Consider the following 13,642-nt stretch of genomic DNA (forward strand, 5'->3'; position numbering starts at 1 on the left):
GGGGGTGCCATCGAAGGCGAGGCCGGCCACCACCACGGCAGGGGGGCTGGCCGCCGCAGCAGCGGGAGGCGGAGCCGGGGCGTCCGGCTCATCGGCCAGGGCAAGGACCGCCCCCGCGCAGCCCGCGGCCAGCCCGGCGAGGAGCAGCAGCGCGGCGTGCAGCCGCCCGCGGCCAGGGCTCACGGGGCGGCACCGGTGCCGGCACAGGCGCGGGGCGACGGGCGGCGGGGGAGCATCTCGGGCACGATCGTGGGGCGCGGTCGGCTTAGGCGCAGCGCCGCAGGGTTCGCCTGCGCGCGGGCCTCGGGCGACAATGGCGCCAGCCTCCCCGCCGGGGGCACGGTCGCACCATGCTCTTCCCGACGGTCGATTTCGCCATCTTCTTCGTCTGCGTGTTCGCGGTAGCCTGGCTCCTGCGGCCCTACCACCTCTGGTGGCGGCTGTTCCTGGTTGCGGCCAGCTGGTTCTTCTACGGCTTCTGGGAGCCGAAGTTCGTCCTCCTGCTGGCCGGCTCGACGGCGGTCAACTGGGCCATGGGGCGCGACCTCGCCCGCATGCGCACGGAGGAGGGGCTGAGCCGCTTCGGGCGCTGGTTCCTCGGCTTCGGCATCGCGGCGAACCTGCTCACGCTTGGCTGGTTCAAGTACTACGGCTTCTTCGTGCACGACGTGCTCGGCGGGCTCGAACGGCTGGGGCTGGAGGTGCCCTTCCCCCTGCTGCAGGTAACCCTGCCGGTCGCCATCTCGTTCTTCACCTTCCACGCCATCAGCTACCTCGTCGATGTGGCGCGCGGCCAGTGCGAACCGATGTCGCTGCTCGATTTCGCGCTCTACCTCTCCTTCTTCCCCCACCTCGTGGCCGGCCCGATCGTGCGGGTGACGGAGTTCGCGCCGCAAATCCGCGCGCCCCTGCGCGAGCGGGTCATCGACGCCGCCCCGGCGTTCACGCTGATCGTGGCCGGGCTGTTCAAGAAAGTGGTGATTTCGAGCTACCTCGCGGCCGAGATCGCCGACCCCGTCTTCGCCAGCCCGGCCAGCCATAGCGCCCTCGAAAGCCTGCTGGCGGTCTACGCCTACGCGGTGCAGATCTTCGCCGATTTCAGCGGCTACACCGATATCGCCATCGGCTGCGCGCTGCTGCTCGGCGTGCAGTTCCCGCAGAACTTCGACCAGCCCTACCGGGCGCTTTCGCTGCAGGATTTCTGGCGGCGCTGGCACATGACGCTCAGCCGCTGGCTGCGCGACTACCTCTACATCCCGCTCGGCGGCAACCGCGGCGGCAAATGGTTCACCTACCGCAACCTCTTCCTCACCATGGTGCTCGGCGGGCTCTGGCACGGGGCCGCGTGGACCTTCGTCTTCTGGGGCGCCATCCACGGCGCCGGGCTGGTCATCGAACGGGAGGTGCGGGCCCGCTGGCGCTGGCTGCAGGGCGCCCCCGCGAAGGTGGCGGGCTGGTTCATCACCTTCCACGTGGTCTGCTTAGCCTGGATCTTCTTCCGGGCCGAAACGTTCGGGCTGGCCTGGGAGCTCATCGGGCGGATCGCCACGGCCTGGGGCGAACCGTCGCCGGCGGTCACGCCGCTGCTGGTGGCGGTCATCTTCGGCTCCATCGCCTGGCAGTTCGTCCCGCGCGACCTCTTCCGGCGGTTCGAGGTGCGCTTCTCCGAGCTGGCGCCCGCGGCCCAGGCGGCGGCGCTTGCGCTCGCGCTCGTCTTCATCGATGCCCTCGGGCCAGAGGGCGTGGCCCCGTTCATCTACTTTCAGTTCTGATTCCATTCTGACCTTCCCGCGCCTGAACCGGGAGGCTTGCCCGTGGACGCCCGCCGCCCGACGCTTGGCGCATGGCAGACGCGACGCGGCGGCCTTCGCGCCAGCGGCTGGGCGCCCGCCCCGGCCGGGTCTTCGGGGTGATGGTCGGGGGGCTGCTGCTGGCCGTCCTGCTCAATGCCCCTGCCCTCGAACGGGGCGCCGAATCGATGCCCTACGGCCGCGAACGCGACTTCTGGCTGGCGGTCTGGAAGCCGTTCGCCGCGGTCAGCCGGGCGCTCTTCCTCGATGAGCCGCGCAACGCGCTCGACCGCCTGCTGGGGCGGGACCACGGCGGCGACCTCTTCGAACTGCCCGCCTCCCCGGGCGACGGCGGCACACCGGCCCCCGGCGAAACCCCCGCGCCGACGCCCGTACAGGGGAGGGGCACCCCCGCGCCGACCGCGACGCCCACGCCCGACCCCCGCCCGAAGCTGCGCACCCCGACGGCCGCCGACCCCCTGCGCGTCTGGATCGGCGGCGATTCGATGGCCAAGGTGCTCGGCGAGGCGTTCCTGCGGCAGGCCGCCGAGACGGGCGTCATCGCCGCCACCCACGACCCGCAGCTCTCCTCCGGCCTCACGCGCCCGGATTTCTTCGACTGGCCGGGCCACTTCAACAGCCTCGTCCAGAACGGCAACTACGAAGTCTTCATCGTGATGTTCGGCGCGAACGACTCGCAAGGGATCAGGACGCCCGATGGGAAGATCTTCCAGCCGGGCGAAGAGGGCTGGACGGCCGAATACCGCCGGCGCGTGGCCGGGGTGATGGACCTGCTGGGCGGGAACAACCGGCTGGTGCTCTGGCTGGGCCAGCCGATCATGCGCAGCGCCGAGTTCAGCGAGCGCATGGCCGCGCTCAACGTGATCTACCGCGAGGAGGCGGCGAAGCGCCCATGGGTGCGCTTCATCGACCTCTGGCCGCTCTTCACCACGCCCTCCGGCGGCTACGACGCCTACCTGCAGGACGACGACGGCGAGGTGAAGGAGATGCGCCACCCCGATGGCGTCCACTTCGTGCGGGACGGCGCCGAACGGGCCTCGCGGGCGATCATGGCCGTGCTCAAGGAGGAGGCCGGCCTGGCGCCGTAAGCGGCGCAGTCAGCTGGAGTCGCCCGGGGCCGCGGCTGCCCGTAGCATCGAGGGGGTGGACGGCGCCCTGCCCCGCGGCTTCCGCGCCTACCCGTTCCCGCTCGGGCTGGCCATCCTGCTGGTGCAGGCCGCGCTTGGCATCCTGCTGTTCGCCACCTTCCAGGCGTGGGTGCCGCGCCACCTCGGCGGCGGTGACGGCTGGGGCGGCTACCTGCTGGCGGCCTACGGCGCGGCCCGCTTCCTCTTCGAAACGCCCACCGGCGCCATCGCCGACCGCATCGAGCGCCGCACCGGCCTGCTGATCGGGTTCGCGCTCATGCTGCCGGCGATTCTGCTCATGCTCCTCGTGCGCGAACGGCACGCCTACCTCGCCTTCGCCGCGATGCTCGGCTTCGCCACCGCCTTCCTCTGGCCGGCGACGTACGCCATCGCCGCCGACCTCTACCCGCCGGGTCGCCGGGGACGGGTGATCGGCTTCCTCAACCTTGCGCAGCTGGCAGGATTCGGCACCGGGGCGCTTGCCGGGGCGGTTCTCGTGGAACAGGCCGGCGCCTGGCAGTTCTGGGCGGCGCTCGGCGCGGTCGGGCTCGCCTTCGGGGCCGCGCTGCTGGGCATCCCGGCGTACGGGCGCGATGGGCGGCTCCGGCCGCAGGCCCTCGCGCGGCCCCCGCTTCGCTCGGTGCTCACCGGCCGTGCCTGGGCGCTCGGCGGGCTCATCCTGCTCGCCAGCGTGGCCCTGGCGATGCTGGTGCCAGCCATCCGGCCCTACGGCGAACGGCAGCTCGGCATCTCGTTCGCACGGCTGACGGTGGCGCTCATCCCGGCGGTGGCCGCCGGGGCGCTGCTCTACATCCCCGCCGGCACCTTCGCCGATCGCTTTGGGCGGTGGCGGCCGTTCGCGGCCGGGCAGCTCTGCCTCGTCGCGGGGCTCGCAGTCCTCGCCGCCACCGCGAACCTGCCGGTGGCAATGGCCGCCGCCACACTCGTCTTCGCCGGGAACGTCCTGGCGGTGCCGGCCTGGAACGCGGCGGTGATGGACCTCGCACCGGAGAGTCACCGGGCCACGCTCATCGGCCTTTCGGTCGCGCTGAGCGGGCTCGCCCTGGCGACCGGGCCGGCCATCGGCGGGCTCATCGTCGGGCGCTGGGGTGCGCCGGCGGCGTTCCTCGTTTCGGCCGGGCTGGCGACCGTGACCTCGTTCGCGATCTGGGCCTACGCGCGCTGGCAGCGTTCATTCACGCCAGCTGAAGCGTCGCGGCACTAGCGACTCCAATGGTGCTACACTCGGCACCTACTCCAAAGGAGGGCCTTCCGTTGACGGCAGCACCGCAAAGCGAGTCCAAATGGCGCGTTCGACTGGTCGTCCTCGCACTCGTTGTCGTTGCCCTGGTCGTCTTCATCGCCGAGAACTGGCTGACGGTGGAGGTTCGGTTCCTCTTCGCGAAGACGGAGACGCGGCTCGCCTGGGCGCTTATCGTGGCGGCGTTGCTGGGCTATGCTGCAGGCTGGCTGACGCCAAAGCTGCGCCGCTGACCCGGCCGCGCGGCGCATCCCACCCGAGGTATGCCCCATGCCCAGCCCCGAAGCCGAGCAGGCGATGCAGCTGCTCCGCGCCCGCCCGGTGGAGCTCTCCACCCCCGATGTCCAGGCGATGCGCGCCTCCCTCGAACAGGGCGCCCTCCTCGGCACGCCCGACCCCTCGGTCCGCTGCGAACCGGTCGATGCTGCCGGGGTGCCGGCCGAATGGACCGTCGCGCCGGGCGCCGCCCGCGAGCGCGCCGTGCTCTACTTCCACGGCGGCGGCTATGCCATCGGCTCGATTGCGACCCACCGTTCGCTCGTGGGACGCCTCTCGGCGGCCTCAGGCGCCGCCGGCCTCTCCGTGGGCTACCGCCTCGCCCCGGAGCACCCCTTCCCGGCGGCCGTCGATGACGCGGTGGCGGCTTACCGCTGGCTGCTTGGGCAGGGTATCGCGCCGGGGCGCATCGCCATCGCCGGCGATTCCGCCGGCGGCGGCCTGACCGTCGCCTGCCTGCTCGCCCTCAAGGCCGCGGGCGACCCGCTCCCCGCCTGCGCGGTCACCTTCTCGCCGTGGGTCGACCTCGCGCTGGAGGGGCCCACGATGGACGCACGCAGCCCGGAGGACCCGATGGTCGCGCGGGCGGCGCTCCAGCAGATGGCCGACTGGTACCTGCAGGGACAGGACCCGAAGCAGCCGCTCGCCTCGCCCATCCACGGCGACCTCGCCGGGCTGCCGCCGCTGTACATCCAGGTGGGCACCGCGGAAGTGCTCTACGACGATGCCGCCCGGCTGGCGGTGCGCGCGGTGGAGGCGGGGACGGCGGCCTGGTTCGAACCGTGGGACGGGCTGTTCCACGTCTTCCAGGCGTTCCCCGGCCTGCCCGAATCGGAGGAGGCGGTGCGCCGGGCGGGCGCGTTCATCGCCCTCCACACCGGCGGGTGAGCCGCCCTCAGCGGGGGAGGTCTTCCACCCGGAGGCCGAACAGCGCGGGCGGTTCGATGCCGAGCATGGTGAGGTAGCTGCAGAGCTGGCTGCGGTGGTGGACTTCGTGCTCGATGAGCCCGCCGAGCACGCGCCGCCAGGCCGGGAAGGGGTCGCCCGCGAGGTTGGCGATTTCGCGCTCGAGGTCGGCGGTGGCAAGCACCGCCACCGTCTTCTTGCCCGATCGCAGGCAGAGCGCCCGGAGGCGGTCGGCGGTGGTGCCGGGCGGGAGGTCGTGGCCCGGGTAGCGGGGTCGGCCGGTTTCGAGCGCGGTGAGGTTCATGCGGCGGCTGGCGATGATGTGCATCGCGAGTTCGCCGAGGGAGTATTCGCCGGGTGCGGGGCGCCAGGGGAGGTGGTCATCGCGGAGGCGTTCGAAGGCCTCGTAGGTGCGGCCCTGCACAGCGACGACGTAGCGGATGAGGGCATCGCGGTCGATCATGTCCCGCTGAACGTACGGTCCCCGCCCGAGCACCGGCAACGGCGGCGGGCTGCTAACGCGGGGTTAACACCCGCCCGGCAGGCTCTGCCTTCGGCCCGCCCGCAGCCCCTGCGGCGCCGGAGCCTTCGCCCATCGGGAGGAGCCGAACCATGGCAGCAGCGCAGCTCACCCCTGCTGAAGAGGCCGAACTCGCCGCCCGCATCCGCCGCGAATCGGAGGCCCTGCACGAGGAGTTCGCCGGCATCTTCTCGCGCGAGACCATCGAGCGGTACGTGACCGAATCGTTCGCCGCCATCCGCGAGCGCGCCCGCGTGCTCGACTTCGTCCCCATCTTCGTCCACCGCTTCACCCGCGAACGGCTGCAGGCGCTCGCCCAGGCGGAGGGCATCACGCCGAAGGACCGCCCGGAGGTCCTCTTCGTCTGCGTGCACAACGCCGGCCGCTCGCAGGTCGCCGCCGCCCTCACCGCGCAGCTCAGCGGCGGCCGGGTGAACGTCCGCTCGGCCGGTTCCGACCCGGCGGAGGAGATCAACCCGGCGGTCGTCGACCTCATGGCCCGGCGCGGCATCGACCTCTCGGAGGCGTTCCCCAAGCCGCTGACCGATGAGGCGGTCCGCGCCGCCGATGTCGTCATCACCATGGGCTGCGGCGATGCCTGCCCCATCTACCCCGGCAAGCGCTACCTCGATTGGGATGTAGCCGACCCCGCCGGCCAGCCGCCTGAGGTGGTGGCCGGCATCATCGCCGATATCGAAGGGCGCGTCCGCGGGCTGCTGGCCGAACTCGGCGTGCCCGCCGCGACGGCCTGAGGCCCGGCCGCTACCACTCCTTGCCGATGCCGCCGCGCCCGCCGAAGAAGCCGGAGGGCCAGTTGCGGCCCGTGATCATCGCCTTATCCACGTCCTCTTTGGTGGCGATGCCGGCCTCCACGATGGCGCGCGCCTCGCGGTAGGCGGCGGCGAACACCCGGTTCAGGATGAAGCCGTACGTCCCGGGGGTGTCCCTCACCATCGAAACCTCCTTGCCGGCGGCCTCCGCGAGGCGCCGCACGGTGGCGATCACCTCCTCGCTGTTCTGGGGCGTCCAGACCACCTCACACATGCGCATCACGGTGACCGGGTTCGAAAAGTGCATCCCGATGAAGCGCTCCTTGCGCGCCTCCGAGACATCGCGGCCCACGTCCTGGATGCAGAAACCGCTGGTGTTGGCGGCGAAGATCGCCGTCGGCTTCGCGATCGCGTCCAGCTCCTGGAAGACGCGCTGCTTCAGTTCGAGGTTCTCGGGGATCGCCTCGATGATGATGTCGGCCGGCGCGAGGCTGGCGAGGCCGGTGCTGTAGCTGATGCGGCGCATGGCGGCCAGGGCGTCATCGAAGCCGAGCTTGCCGCGTTCGACGGCACGCTTGAGCCCCCACTTGCCGTCTTCGATGGCGTGGCGGGTCTTTGCGATGGCTTCGTCGCTGATATCCCGGACGATGACGTCGTAGCCGGCTGCGGCGAACACCTGGGCGATGCCGCCGCCCATCACGCCGCCGCCGAGGCAGCCGATGGTGCGGACGTCTTCGAACTTCATGGTGCAACCCCCTGGCGGGCCGCACGGGCCCGGTGTACTGGTGGCTGCACGCTACACGAAGGGGGCGAGGCGGTGAAGGGGCATTCAACGCCCGATGCGGACCGGTTCGGTCGGCAGTTCGCCGCGCAGGATGGCATCGAACAGGTCGGCGAAATTCGCCGGGACGAGCCGCTCGGGCCAGCCCCGCAGCTCCCCCGGGGTGAACCAGCGGAAGCGCTGCAGCAGCACCCGCTCGTCCTCCTGGTGGCCGGAGATGTCGACCTCGAACTCGGGCACGCGGACGAGGTAGTAGGCCTCGCGCTGGCGGATGCGGCGCTCGCCCCAGGGGAAGGTCTGGTCGCGCAGCCAGATGCAGGGGCCGATGTCGCAGGCGGTGAGCCCGGTTTCCTCACGCAGTTCACGGCGGAGGGCATCGAGCTCGGTTTCGCCGGGTTCGAGCCCGCCGCCGGGCGTGATCCAGAAGATGCGGGAGGGGTCGCCGGGGGCGTGGATGCGGAAGAGGAGGGTGCGGCCGCGGGGGTCGAGGATGACCGCGCGGACGGCCAGCCGGGGCGGGAGTTCTTCCATTCGCTGGCATCGTAGCGCGGGCGGGGCGTGCGGTCGCCGCCTGCACGCGTTGGCGCAGGGCGTGGGAGAATGGCGCCCACGATGAAGCTGCTGGTCACCACCGACGGCTCCGAGCGCTCGCGCTGCATCCTGCCGCACGCGGCCCGGCTTGCCCGGGCCTACGACGCAGAGACGGTGCTGGTGCGCGTGCTCGACCCGCGCAGCGACGCGGCAGGGGTGGTCGCTCCCAGCCTCGGGGAGGCGGTGGAATCGGTGCGGGCGCGCTGGGAGGCCGAGCTGCGTGAGTGGCTGGCCGGCGCGGGCCTGGCCGGCGAGGCGCGGGTCATCGAACGGCACTGGGGCGAAGATGTGCCCTCCGCCATCCACCGTGCGGCCGACGACGCCGGGGCCGCGCTGGTGGCGATCGCCTCGCGCGGGGCCGGGGCCCTCCGCCACGCCATCCTCGGCAGCGTCGCACTGGATGTCCTCGCCCGGGCCGACCTCCCGGTGATGACACTGGGCGGGTGCCTGCCGGCGCCGGGGCGGGAGGGCGCGTACCACCTGCTGGTCACCACCGACGGTTCGCCGGCCTCGCGGTCGGTCGTCGCCGGGCTGGCACCCCTGCTGGTGCCGGCGCGGCTGCGGGTGACGCTGCTTGAGGTCGCCGTGCTGCGGGTGCAGGAGACTGAACCGCAGGCCAAGGCGCGCGTGCTCCCGGGGCTGCAGGCGCTCCGCGCCGAACTCCCCGGCTGGCTGGAGGTGGACTACCGGGTGCCGGTGGTGCCCCCGGGGGCCGGCATCGATACCGCCATCATCGAGGCCGCAGCCGAAGTCGGGGCCGATGCGGTGGCGATGGCCACCCACGGATACAGCGCCCGCCGGCACCTCGTGGCGGGGAGCACCGCGCTCGGGGTGGTGCGGCTGGCGCCGGTGCCCGTCATCCTCGTCCGCAGCGCCATTCACGCGCAGGAGTAGGCCGCTGGCCGGCAGCTACCAGGGGCGCTTCCAGCGGTTCCAGTCGAACGGCTCGATGCCGTCGTCGGTGATCTGCCAGATGGTCGCCTCGGCCTTCCCGCCGCTGATTTCGAGGAAGCCGATGGTGCCGTACTGGGTCTGCAGGTTGTGGGGAAACGTCGGCGAGCCGGGATTGACGCAGAGGATGCCGTTGATGGTGTTGATCGCCTCGACGTGGGTATCGCCGTAGACGAGCACATCGAGCTCGGTGGTTCCGAAGTAGCGCAGCAGCGCCCGTTCGAGGGTGAGGTGGGGCGGGTATTCGGGGATCGGGACATCGTGGGTGAGGCCCACCTTCAGCCCGTCGAGGTCGAGCAGCCAGGCCTCGCGCAGGCGGGGGTGGTCGGGCTGGATGGGGCGGCCGCCGGAGCCGTCCTCGCCGTTGCCGCGGGCCGCCCAGGTCGGCGCGATGTCGTGGAGCTGGTCGATGACGACGAGGTCGTGGATATCGCCGGCGTGGAGGATGCAATCGACGCCGCGGAAGGCATCGAAGACCTGCGGCCAGAGTTCGTAGCGGGCTTCAGGGATGTGGGTATCGGAGATCAGGCCGACGCGCATGGCCGAACTGTAGCAGCCCCCAGGCGAGGGTTCAGCCGTCGGCGCCGGCGGGCGCGGCGGACGGCACCGGAAGCAGGAGGCGGAAGGTCGCGCCCCGGCCGGGCGTGCTCTCGGCGGCAAGCCAGCCGCCGTGCGCCCGGGCGATGGCAAGCGCCGTGGAGAGGCCGAGCCCCGTGCCGCGCCCAACGCCCTTGGTGGTGAAGAAGGGGTCGAAGATTCGCTCGAGGATCTCGGGCGGGATGCCGGTGCCGGTATCGCGCACGGCGATGACGTGGTAGCGCCCGCGGGGGAGTGCAGGCGGGGCCCAGCGGTGGCGCGGGCCGATATCGACGATCGAGCGGCTGACCGTGACCGTGCCGCCGGCCGGCATCGCATCGCGGGCGTTCATGAAGAGGTTGATGAGCACCTGTTCGAGCTCGGCCGGCGAGCCGCGTGCCGCCGCCGGCAGGCGCGACCTGCGCACCACCACCCGCACGCGGGGTTCGAGCGCGCCGCGGGCGAGCGTGACCGCCCCATCGATGAGGTCATCGATGCTGAAATCGATCGGCTGGTCGATGCCGGGCCGGCCGTAGGCGAGCAGCCGCCGCACGAGGCCAGCCCCGCGCTCGGCCGCCGAGGAGGCGCCCTCGAGCAGTTCGCGCACTTCGGGGTCATCCGGCAGGCTCCGCCGCAGCAAATACAGGTTGCCGATGATCGCCGTCAGCAGGTTGTTGAAGTCGTGGGCAACGCCCCCGACGAGGACGCCGAGGCTTTCGAGCTTCTGCGCCTGCCGCACCTGCACTTCGAGCGTGGCGCGCTCAAGCTCCCACTCCTTGCGGGCGGTGATATCGAGGAAGCTGCCGACCGCGCGCAGCGGCTGGCCATTGGGCGCGCGCTCCACGATGCGCCCGCGGGCGAGCACCCACTCCCAGGCGCCGCCGGGCAGCAGGTAGCGGAACTCCGCATCGATGCCGGCCGCCCGGCCCTCGGCGTGGTCGCGGAAGGCCCCGGAGAGCCGGTCGCGGTCATCGGGATGGACCCGTTCGAGCCAGGCCTCGATGGAGGCCGACCCCGGCGAGACGGGCGCGACATCGCCCGCGAAGAGGTGCAGCTCCATGCGCGGGATGTCCCACTCCCAGAGGCCGAGGTCGGAGCGATCGATCGCGGCGGAGAGGCGCTCCGCCTCTGCGCGCCGGCGGCGCTCGGCACGGATCGCCTCGATCAGGGTGGCGCAGGTCGCCAGGAACGGCTGGAGGAAGGCGATGTCCTCTTCGCTGTAGCCGCCGGGCCGGTTCGCGACGCCGACCTGGCCCACCAGCTCGCCGCGGCTCGTGATGGGCAGTCCCAGGTAGGCGCGCAGCGGCGGGTGGCCGGGCGGCGTGCCGCGCGCGCGGGTGTCGCGGGCGGGGTCGTTGCTGATGACCGCCTCCCCGGTGCGGAGGGTGACCCCGAAGAGCGTGTCGAGGTTGTCGAACACCATGCCGGCTGGCGCTGCGGCTTCGATGCGGGCGCGGTCGAAGGGGTCCGTCGGGTAGGTGAGCGCGATGGCGTGCAGCCGGGGGTGGCCATCGGGGCCCCTGAGCACTTCGCCGATGAACCCGTACTCGCTGGCGGTCACCTCCAGGAGCGCCTCGAGCAGGCCTTCGAAGACCGCCTGCGGCTCCTCCGCGCGGATGAACTCGGTCTGGGCACGGGTGATGGCCGCGAGCATCCGGTTGGTGCGTTCGAGCTCGGCCGTCATGCGCAGCCGCTCGGAGATGTCGCGGGCGATGCCGCCGACAGCCACCACCCTGCCCTCTTCGTCCCGGATGGGGAACAGCGAAAGATCCAGGTCCATCACGCGGCCATCGCGGTGCTGGCGGCGGGTAACGACCTGGAACGCTTCGCCCCCCAGCGCCCGCCGGAAGGTGGTGCGCGCGTCTTCGGCAGGGTCGAGGCCGGGCGGCACCAGGCGGTCGGCGGTCTGGCCGATCATCTCGGCAGCGGTCCAGCCGTAGAGCTGCTCGGCGCCGCGGTTCCAGCTGAGGATGCGGCCCTCGAGGTCGCGGCTGACGATCGCGTCGCTCGCGGCCTCGACGATGGCCCCAAGGCGGAGCCGCTCGCGCTCTTCGGCCACGCGCCCGCTGACATCCCGGACGATGAAGCGCACGCCGATGGGCCGCCCGGCGGCATCGAGGACGTAGGCGCCCATCGCCTCGGCCGGGAGCGAAGTGCCATCCTTGCGGATGACGGTGGCGCGGTAGACCTGCTGGCCGGGCTGGCGGCGGTAGGGCTCGCCTGGCCGCATGGTGGCCAGGTGTTTCTGGAGTTCGCCGATGAGCATGGCGAAGGTCGAGGCCGAGACCAGGCGGTAGGCGTCGAGCCCCGCAGCCACGTCCTCCTCGCGGTACCCGAAAAGCGAGCGCGCGAGGTGGTTCATGTAGGTGACGCGCAGCGACGGGATCGCCACCTCCACGAGGGCATCGGGGAGGTTTTCCCGCAGCTCCTCGTACTCGGCCAGGAGCCTGCGGTAGCCGGCCTCGAGGTCGGGCGCAGCGTCGGCGATGTCGGTCACGCGGGTCCCTGCGGGCTCCCGGGCATGGTGCGCTGCCCGGCAGGCCGGAGCCGGGGCCGGCCGGGGTGTGCATCGTACCGCGCCGACGTTACGGCGGACACTCAGGGTTCCCCCGATATCTGTCGACGTTCGACATCCCCGGCCGGCCGGCGGGAGAATCGGCCCGTGGCCCTGACCCACGACGACCTGCGCGAGGCCTTCCGCTCCGCCGGCTACCAGCTCTGGCTGGTGGGCGGCGCGCTGCGCGACCGGCTGCTCGGCATCGCCTCGAAGGACATCGATTACGCCACGGACGCCCTCCCCGATGCAGTCGAGGAGCTGCTCCGCGGCCTCGGCGCCGAGGTTTCGACCGTCGGCAAGCGGTTCGGCACCATCGGCGTGCGCATCGACGGCGAATGGGTCGAAATCACCACCTTCCGGGGCGATTCCTACGCCGGCGGCACCCGCTGGCCGGAGGTACGCTTCGGCCGCAGCATCGAGGAGGACCTCGCCCGGCGCGACTTCACCATCACCGCCTTCGCCGAGAACGCCCACACCGGTGAATGGCTCGACCTCTTCGGCGGCGAAGCCGACCTCCGCGCCGGCATCATCCGGGCCGTCGGCGACCCGGCAACCCGCTTCCGCGAGGACCCGCTGCGGATCCTGCGCGGCATCCGCTTCGTCAGCCAGCTCGGCTTCCGGCTCGAGCCGGCCACCGGGGCGGCCATGCGCGAGACGGCCCACCTCATCGACACCCTCTCGCAGGAGCGCATCACCGGCGAACTCGACCGGCTGCTGCAGGGCGCGGCCCCCGGGGCCGGGCTCGAAGCGCTGCGCACCACCGGCGCGCTCGCCTTCGCCCTGCCCGAGCTCGCCGGCATGCCGGGCTGCGAACAGAACCGCTTCCACCGCTTCGATGTCTGGGGGCACAGCGTGGCCACGGTCGAGGCGATCGCCGTCACCCCCGGGACGCTCCGCCTGCGGCGCTGGGCCGCCCTCCTGCACGACCTCGGCAAGCCCGCGGTGCGCCACCGCAAGCCGAACGGCGAATGGGGCTTCTACCGCCACGAGACAGTCGGCGCGGAGCTGGCGGAGGCCCTGCTCGAGCGCCTTCGGCTCGGCCGGGCCGAGAGCCAGCGCATCGTGCTGCTCGTGCGCCGGCACATGGACCGGCCCGACCCCGCCGACCGCCGGGCGGTGCGCCGCTTCATGGCCAAGCTCGGCGGCCACTGGCGCGACCTGCTCGCGCTCAAGCGGGCCGACAACGCCAGCCATACCTACGACGACACCGCCTACCACGACGCGCTCGAGGCCGCCTGCGCCCGGGCGGAAGCCGAGGAGGCCGCGGCCCTGCGCGCCGAGAGCCCGCTCTCCGGCGACGACCTGGTGGAGCTGTTCGGGCGGCCGCCGGGGCCGTGGGTGGGCGTGATCAAGCGGGAGCTGAGCCGCGCCGTCCTCGATGGCGACCTCGCCCCGGGCGACCGCGAAGGGGCGATCGCCCTCGCGCGGGCGAAGCTGGGGCCCCGCCCCTCAGCCCCGCCGCAACCCGGGAGCTCCCCCCGCTGAACCTCCCCACCCGGGAGCAGGGAGCGGGGG

13 protein-coding genes and 1 pseudogene are annotated in these 13,642 nt (G+C 72.4%); 8 read left to right on the forward strand and 6 right to left on the reverse strand.

Annotation, left to right across the window (positions count from 1 at the left end; all coding sequences use genetic code 11):
* A pseudogene (locus VAE46_RS10080) lies at positions 1 to 183 on the reverse strand (hypothetical protein); the annotation flags it as partial.
* Positions 184 to 350: 167 nt separating this feature from the next.
* On the opposite strand from VAE46_RS10080, the gene VAE46_RS10085 reads away from it, so the two are divergent.
* From VAE46_RS10085 to VAE46_RS10105, 5 genes are all read left to right on the forward strand, one after another.
* Positions 351 to 1,772 (forward strand): MBOAT family O-acyltransferase, encoded by a 1,422-nt coding sequence (locus VAE46_RS10085; RefSeq protein ID WP_322796808.1) that lies wholly within the window; start codon positions 351 to 353, stop codon positions 1,770 to 1,772.
* 71 nt (positions 1,773 to 1,843) lie between these two features.
* A complete protein-coding gene (locus VAE46_RS10090; RefSeq protein ID WP_322796809.1) occupies positions 1,844 to 2,899 on the forward strand; it encodes a DUF459 domain-containing protein in 1,056 nt (351 codons plus the stop codon).
* Between the two features lie 55 nt (positions 2,900 to 2,954).
* Positions 2,955 to 4,163, forward strand: a complete 1,209-nt coding sequence (locus tag VAE46_RS10095; RefSeq protein ID WP_322796810.1) for an MFS transporter — start codon at positions 2,955 to 2,957, stop codon at positions 4,161 to 4,163.
* Between the two features lie 50 nt (positions 4,164 to 4,213).
* Positions 4,214 to 4,432 carry a LapA family protein gene (locus tag VAE46_RS10100; protein WP_322796811.1) on the forward strand — a complete coding sequence of 73 codons (219 nt, stop codon included), beginning with the start codon at positions 4,214 to 4,216 and terminating at the stop codon, positions 4,430 to 4,432.
* Positions 4,433 to 4,469: 37 nt separating this feature from the next.
* Positions 4,470 to 5,363, forward strand: coding sequence for an alpha/beta hydrolase (locus VAE46_RS10105; RefSeq protein WP_322796812.1), 894 nt, complete (start codon positions 4,470 to 4,472; stop codon positions 5,361 to 5,363).
* Positions 5,364 to 5,370: 7 nt separating this feature from the next.
* Here VAE46_RS10105 and VAE46_RS10110 read toward each other — a convergent pair whose 3' ends face one another.
* Positions 5,371 to 5,844, reverse strand: coding sequence for a DinB family protein (locus VAE46_RS10110; protein WP_322796813.1), 474 nt, complete (start codon positions 5,842 to 5,844; stop codon positions 5,371 to 5,373).
* A 149-nt stretch (positions 5,845 to 5,993) separates the two neighbouring features.
* On the opposite strand from VAE46_RS10110, the gene VAE46_RS10115 reads away from it, so the two are divergent.
* Positions 5,994 to 6,653, forward strand: coding sequence for a three-helix bundle dimerization domain-containing protein (locus VAE46_RS10115; RefSeq protein ID WP_322796814.1), 660 nt, complete (start codon positions 5,994 to 5,996; stop codon positions 6,651 to 6,653).
* A 10-nt stretch (positions 6,654 to 6,663) separates the two neighbouring features.
* Here the strand turns inward: VAE46_RS10115 and VAE46_RS10120 are convergent, their stop codons facing one another.
* Positions 6,664 to 7,416 (reverse strand): 3-hydroxyacyl-CoA dehydrogenase family protein, encoded by a 753-nt coding sequence (locus VAE46_RS10120; protein WP_322796815.1) that lies wholly within the window; start codon positions 7,414 to 7,416, stop codon positions 6,664 to 6,666.
* An 84-nt stretch (positions 7,417 to 7,500) separates the two neighbouring features.
* Entirely contained in the window at positions 7,501 to 7,983 is a 483-nt protein-coding gene (locus VAE46_RS10125; protein WP_322796816.1) for an NUDIX hydrolase, read from the reverse strand.
* Positions 7,984 to 8,064: 81 nt separating this feature from the next.
* On the opposite strand from VAE46_RS10125, the gene VAE46_RS10130 reads away from it, so the two are divergent.
* Entirely contained in the window at positions 8,065 to 8,937 is an 873-nt protein-coding gene (locus VAE46_RS10130) for a universal stress protein (RefSeq protein ID WP_322796817.1), read from the forward strand.
* Positions 8,938 to 8,952: 15 nt separating this feature from the next.
* On the opposite strand, the gene VAE46_RS10135 is transcribed toward VAE46_RS10130, so the two are convergent.
* Both VAE46_RS10135 and VAE46_RS10140 read right to left on the reverse strand, forming a co-directional pair.
* A complete protein-coding gene (locus tag VAE46_RS10135; protein WP_322796818.1) occupies positions 8,953 to 9,534 on the reverse strand; it encodes a YfcE family phosphodiesterase in 582 nt (193 codons plus the stop codon).
* Between the two features lie 31 nt (positions 9,535 to 9,565).
* The gene (locus VAE46_RS10140) at positions 9,566 to 12,067 is read right to left on the reverse strand and encodes a PAS domain S-box protein (protein WP_322796819.1); all 2,502 of its coding nucleotides are present in this window, start codon (positions 12,065 to 12,067) and stop codon (positions 9,566 to 9,568) included.
* Positions 12,068 to 12,232: 165 nt separating this feature from the next.
* Here VAE46_RS10140 and VAE46_RS10145 point away from each other — a divergent pair, with 165 nt between their 5' ends.
* Positions 12,233 to 13,612, forward strand: a complete 1,380-nt coding sequence (locus VAE46_RS10145) for a CCA tRNA nucleotidyltransferase (RefSeq protein WP_322796820.1) — start codon at positions 12,233 to 12,235, stop codon at positions 13,610 to 13,612.
* Positions 13,613 to 13,642 lie beyond the last annotated feature (30 nt).

The organism is Tepidiforma sp. (assembly GCF_034433535.1).
In the GTDB taxonomy this organism is placed as follows: Bacteria; Chloroflexota; Dehalococcoidia; order Tepidiformales; family Tepidiformaceae; genus Tepidiforma.

Excerpts from the sequence above, each read along its gene's own strand:
- VAE46_RS10085 (WP_322796808.1), top strand. The coding sequence starts at position 351 with ATGCTCTTCCCGACGGTCGATTTCGCCATCTTCTTCGTCTGCGTGTTC.
- VAE46_RS10090 (WP_322796809.1), top strand. The coding sequence starts at position 1,844 with ATGGCAGACGCGACGCGGCGGCCTTCGCGCCAGCGGCTGGGCGCCCGC.
- VAE46_RS10105 (WP_322796812.1), top strand. The coding sequence starts at position 4,470 with ATGCCCAGCCCCGAAGCCGAGCAGGCGATGCAGCTGCTCCGCGCCCGC.
- VAE46_RS10110 (WP_322796813.1), bottom strand. The coding sequence starts at position 5,844 with ATGATCGACCGCGATGCCCTCATCCGCTACGTCGTCGCTGTGCAGGGC.
- VAE46_RS10115 (WP_322796814.1), top strand. The coding sequence starts at position 5,994 with ATGGCAGCAGCGCAGCTCACCCCTGCTGAAGAGGCCGAACTCGCCGCC.
- VAE46_RS10120 (WP_322796815.1), bottom strand. The coding sequence starts at position 7,416 with ATGAAGTTCGAAGACGTCCGCACCATCGGCTGCCTCGGCGGCGGCGTG.
- VAE46_RS10125 (WP_322796816.1), bottom strand. The coding sequence starts at position 7,983 with ATGGAAGAACTCCCGCCCCGGCTGGCCGTCCGCGCGGTCATCCTCGAC.
- VAE46_RS10130 (WP_322796817.1), top strand. The coding sequence starts at position 8,065 with ATGAAGCTGCTGGTCACCACCGACGGCTCCGAGCGCTCGCGCTGCATC.
- VAE46_RS10135 (WP_322796818.1), bottom strand. The coding sequence starts at position 9,534 with ATGCGCGTCGGCCTGATCTCCGATACCCACATCCCTGAAGCCCGCTAC.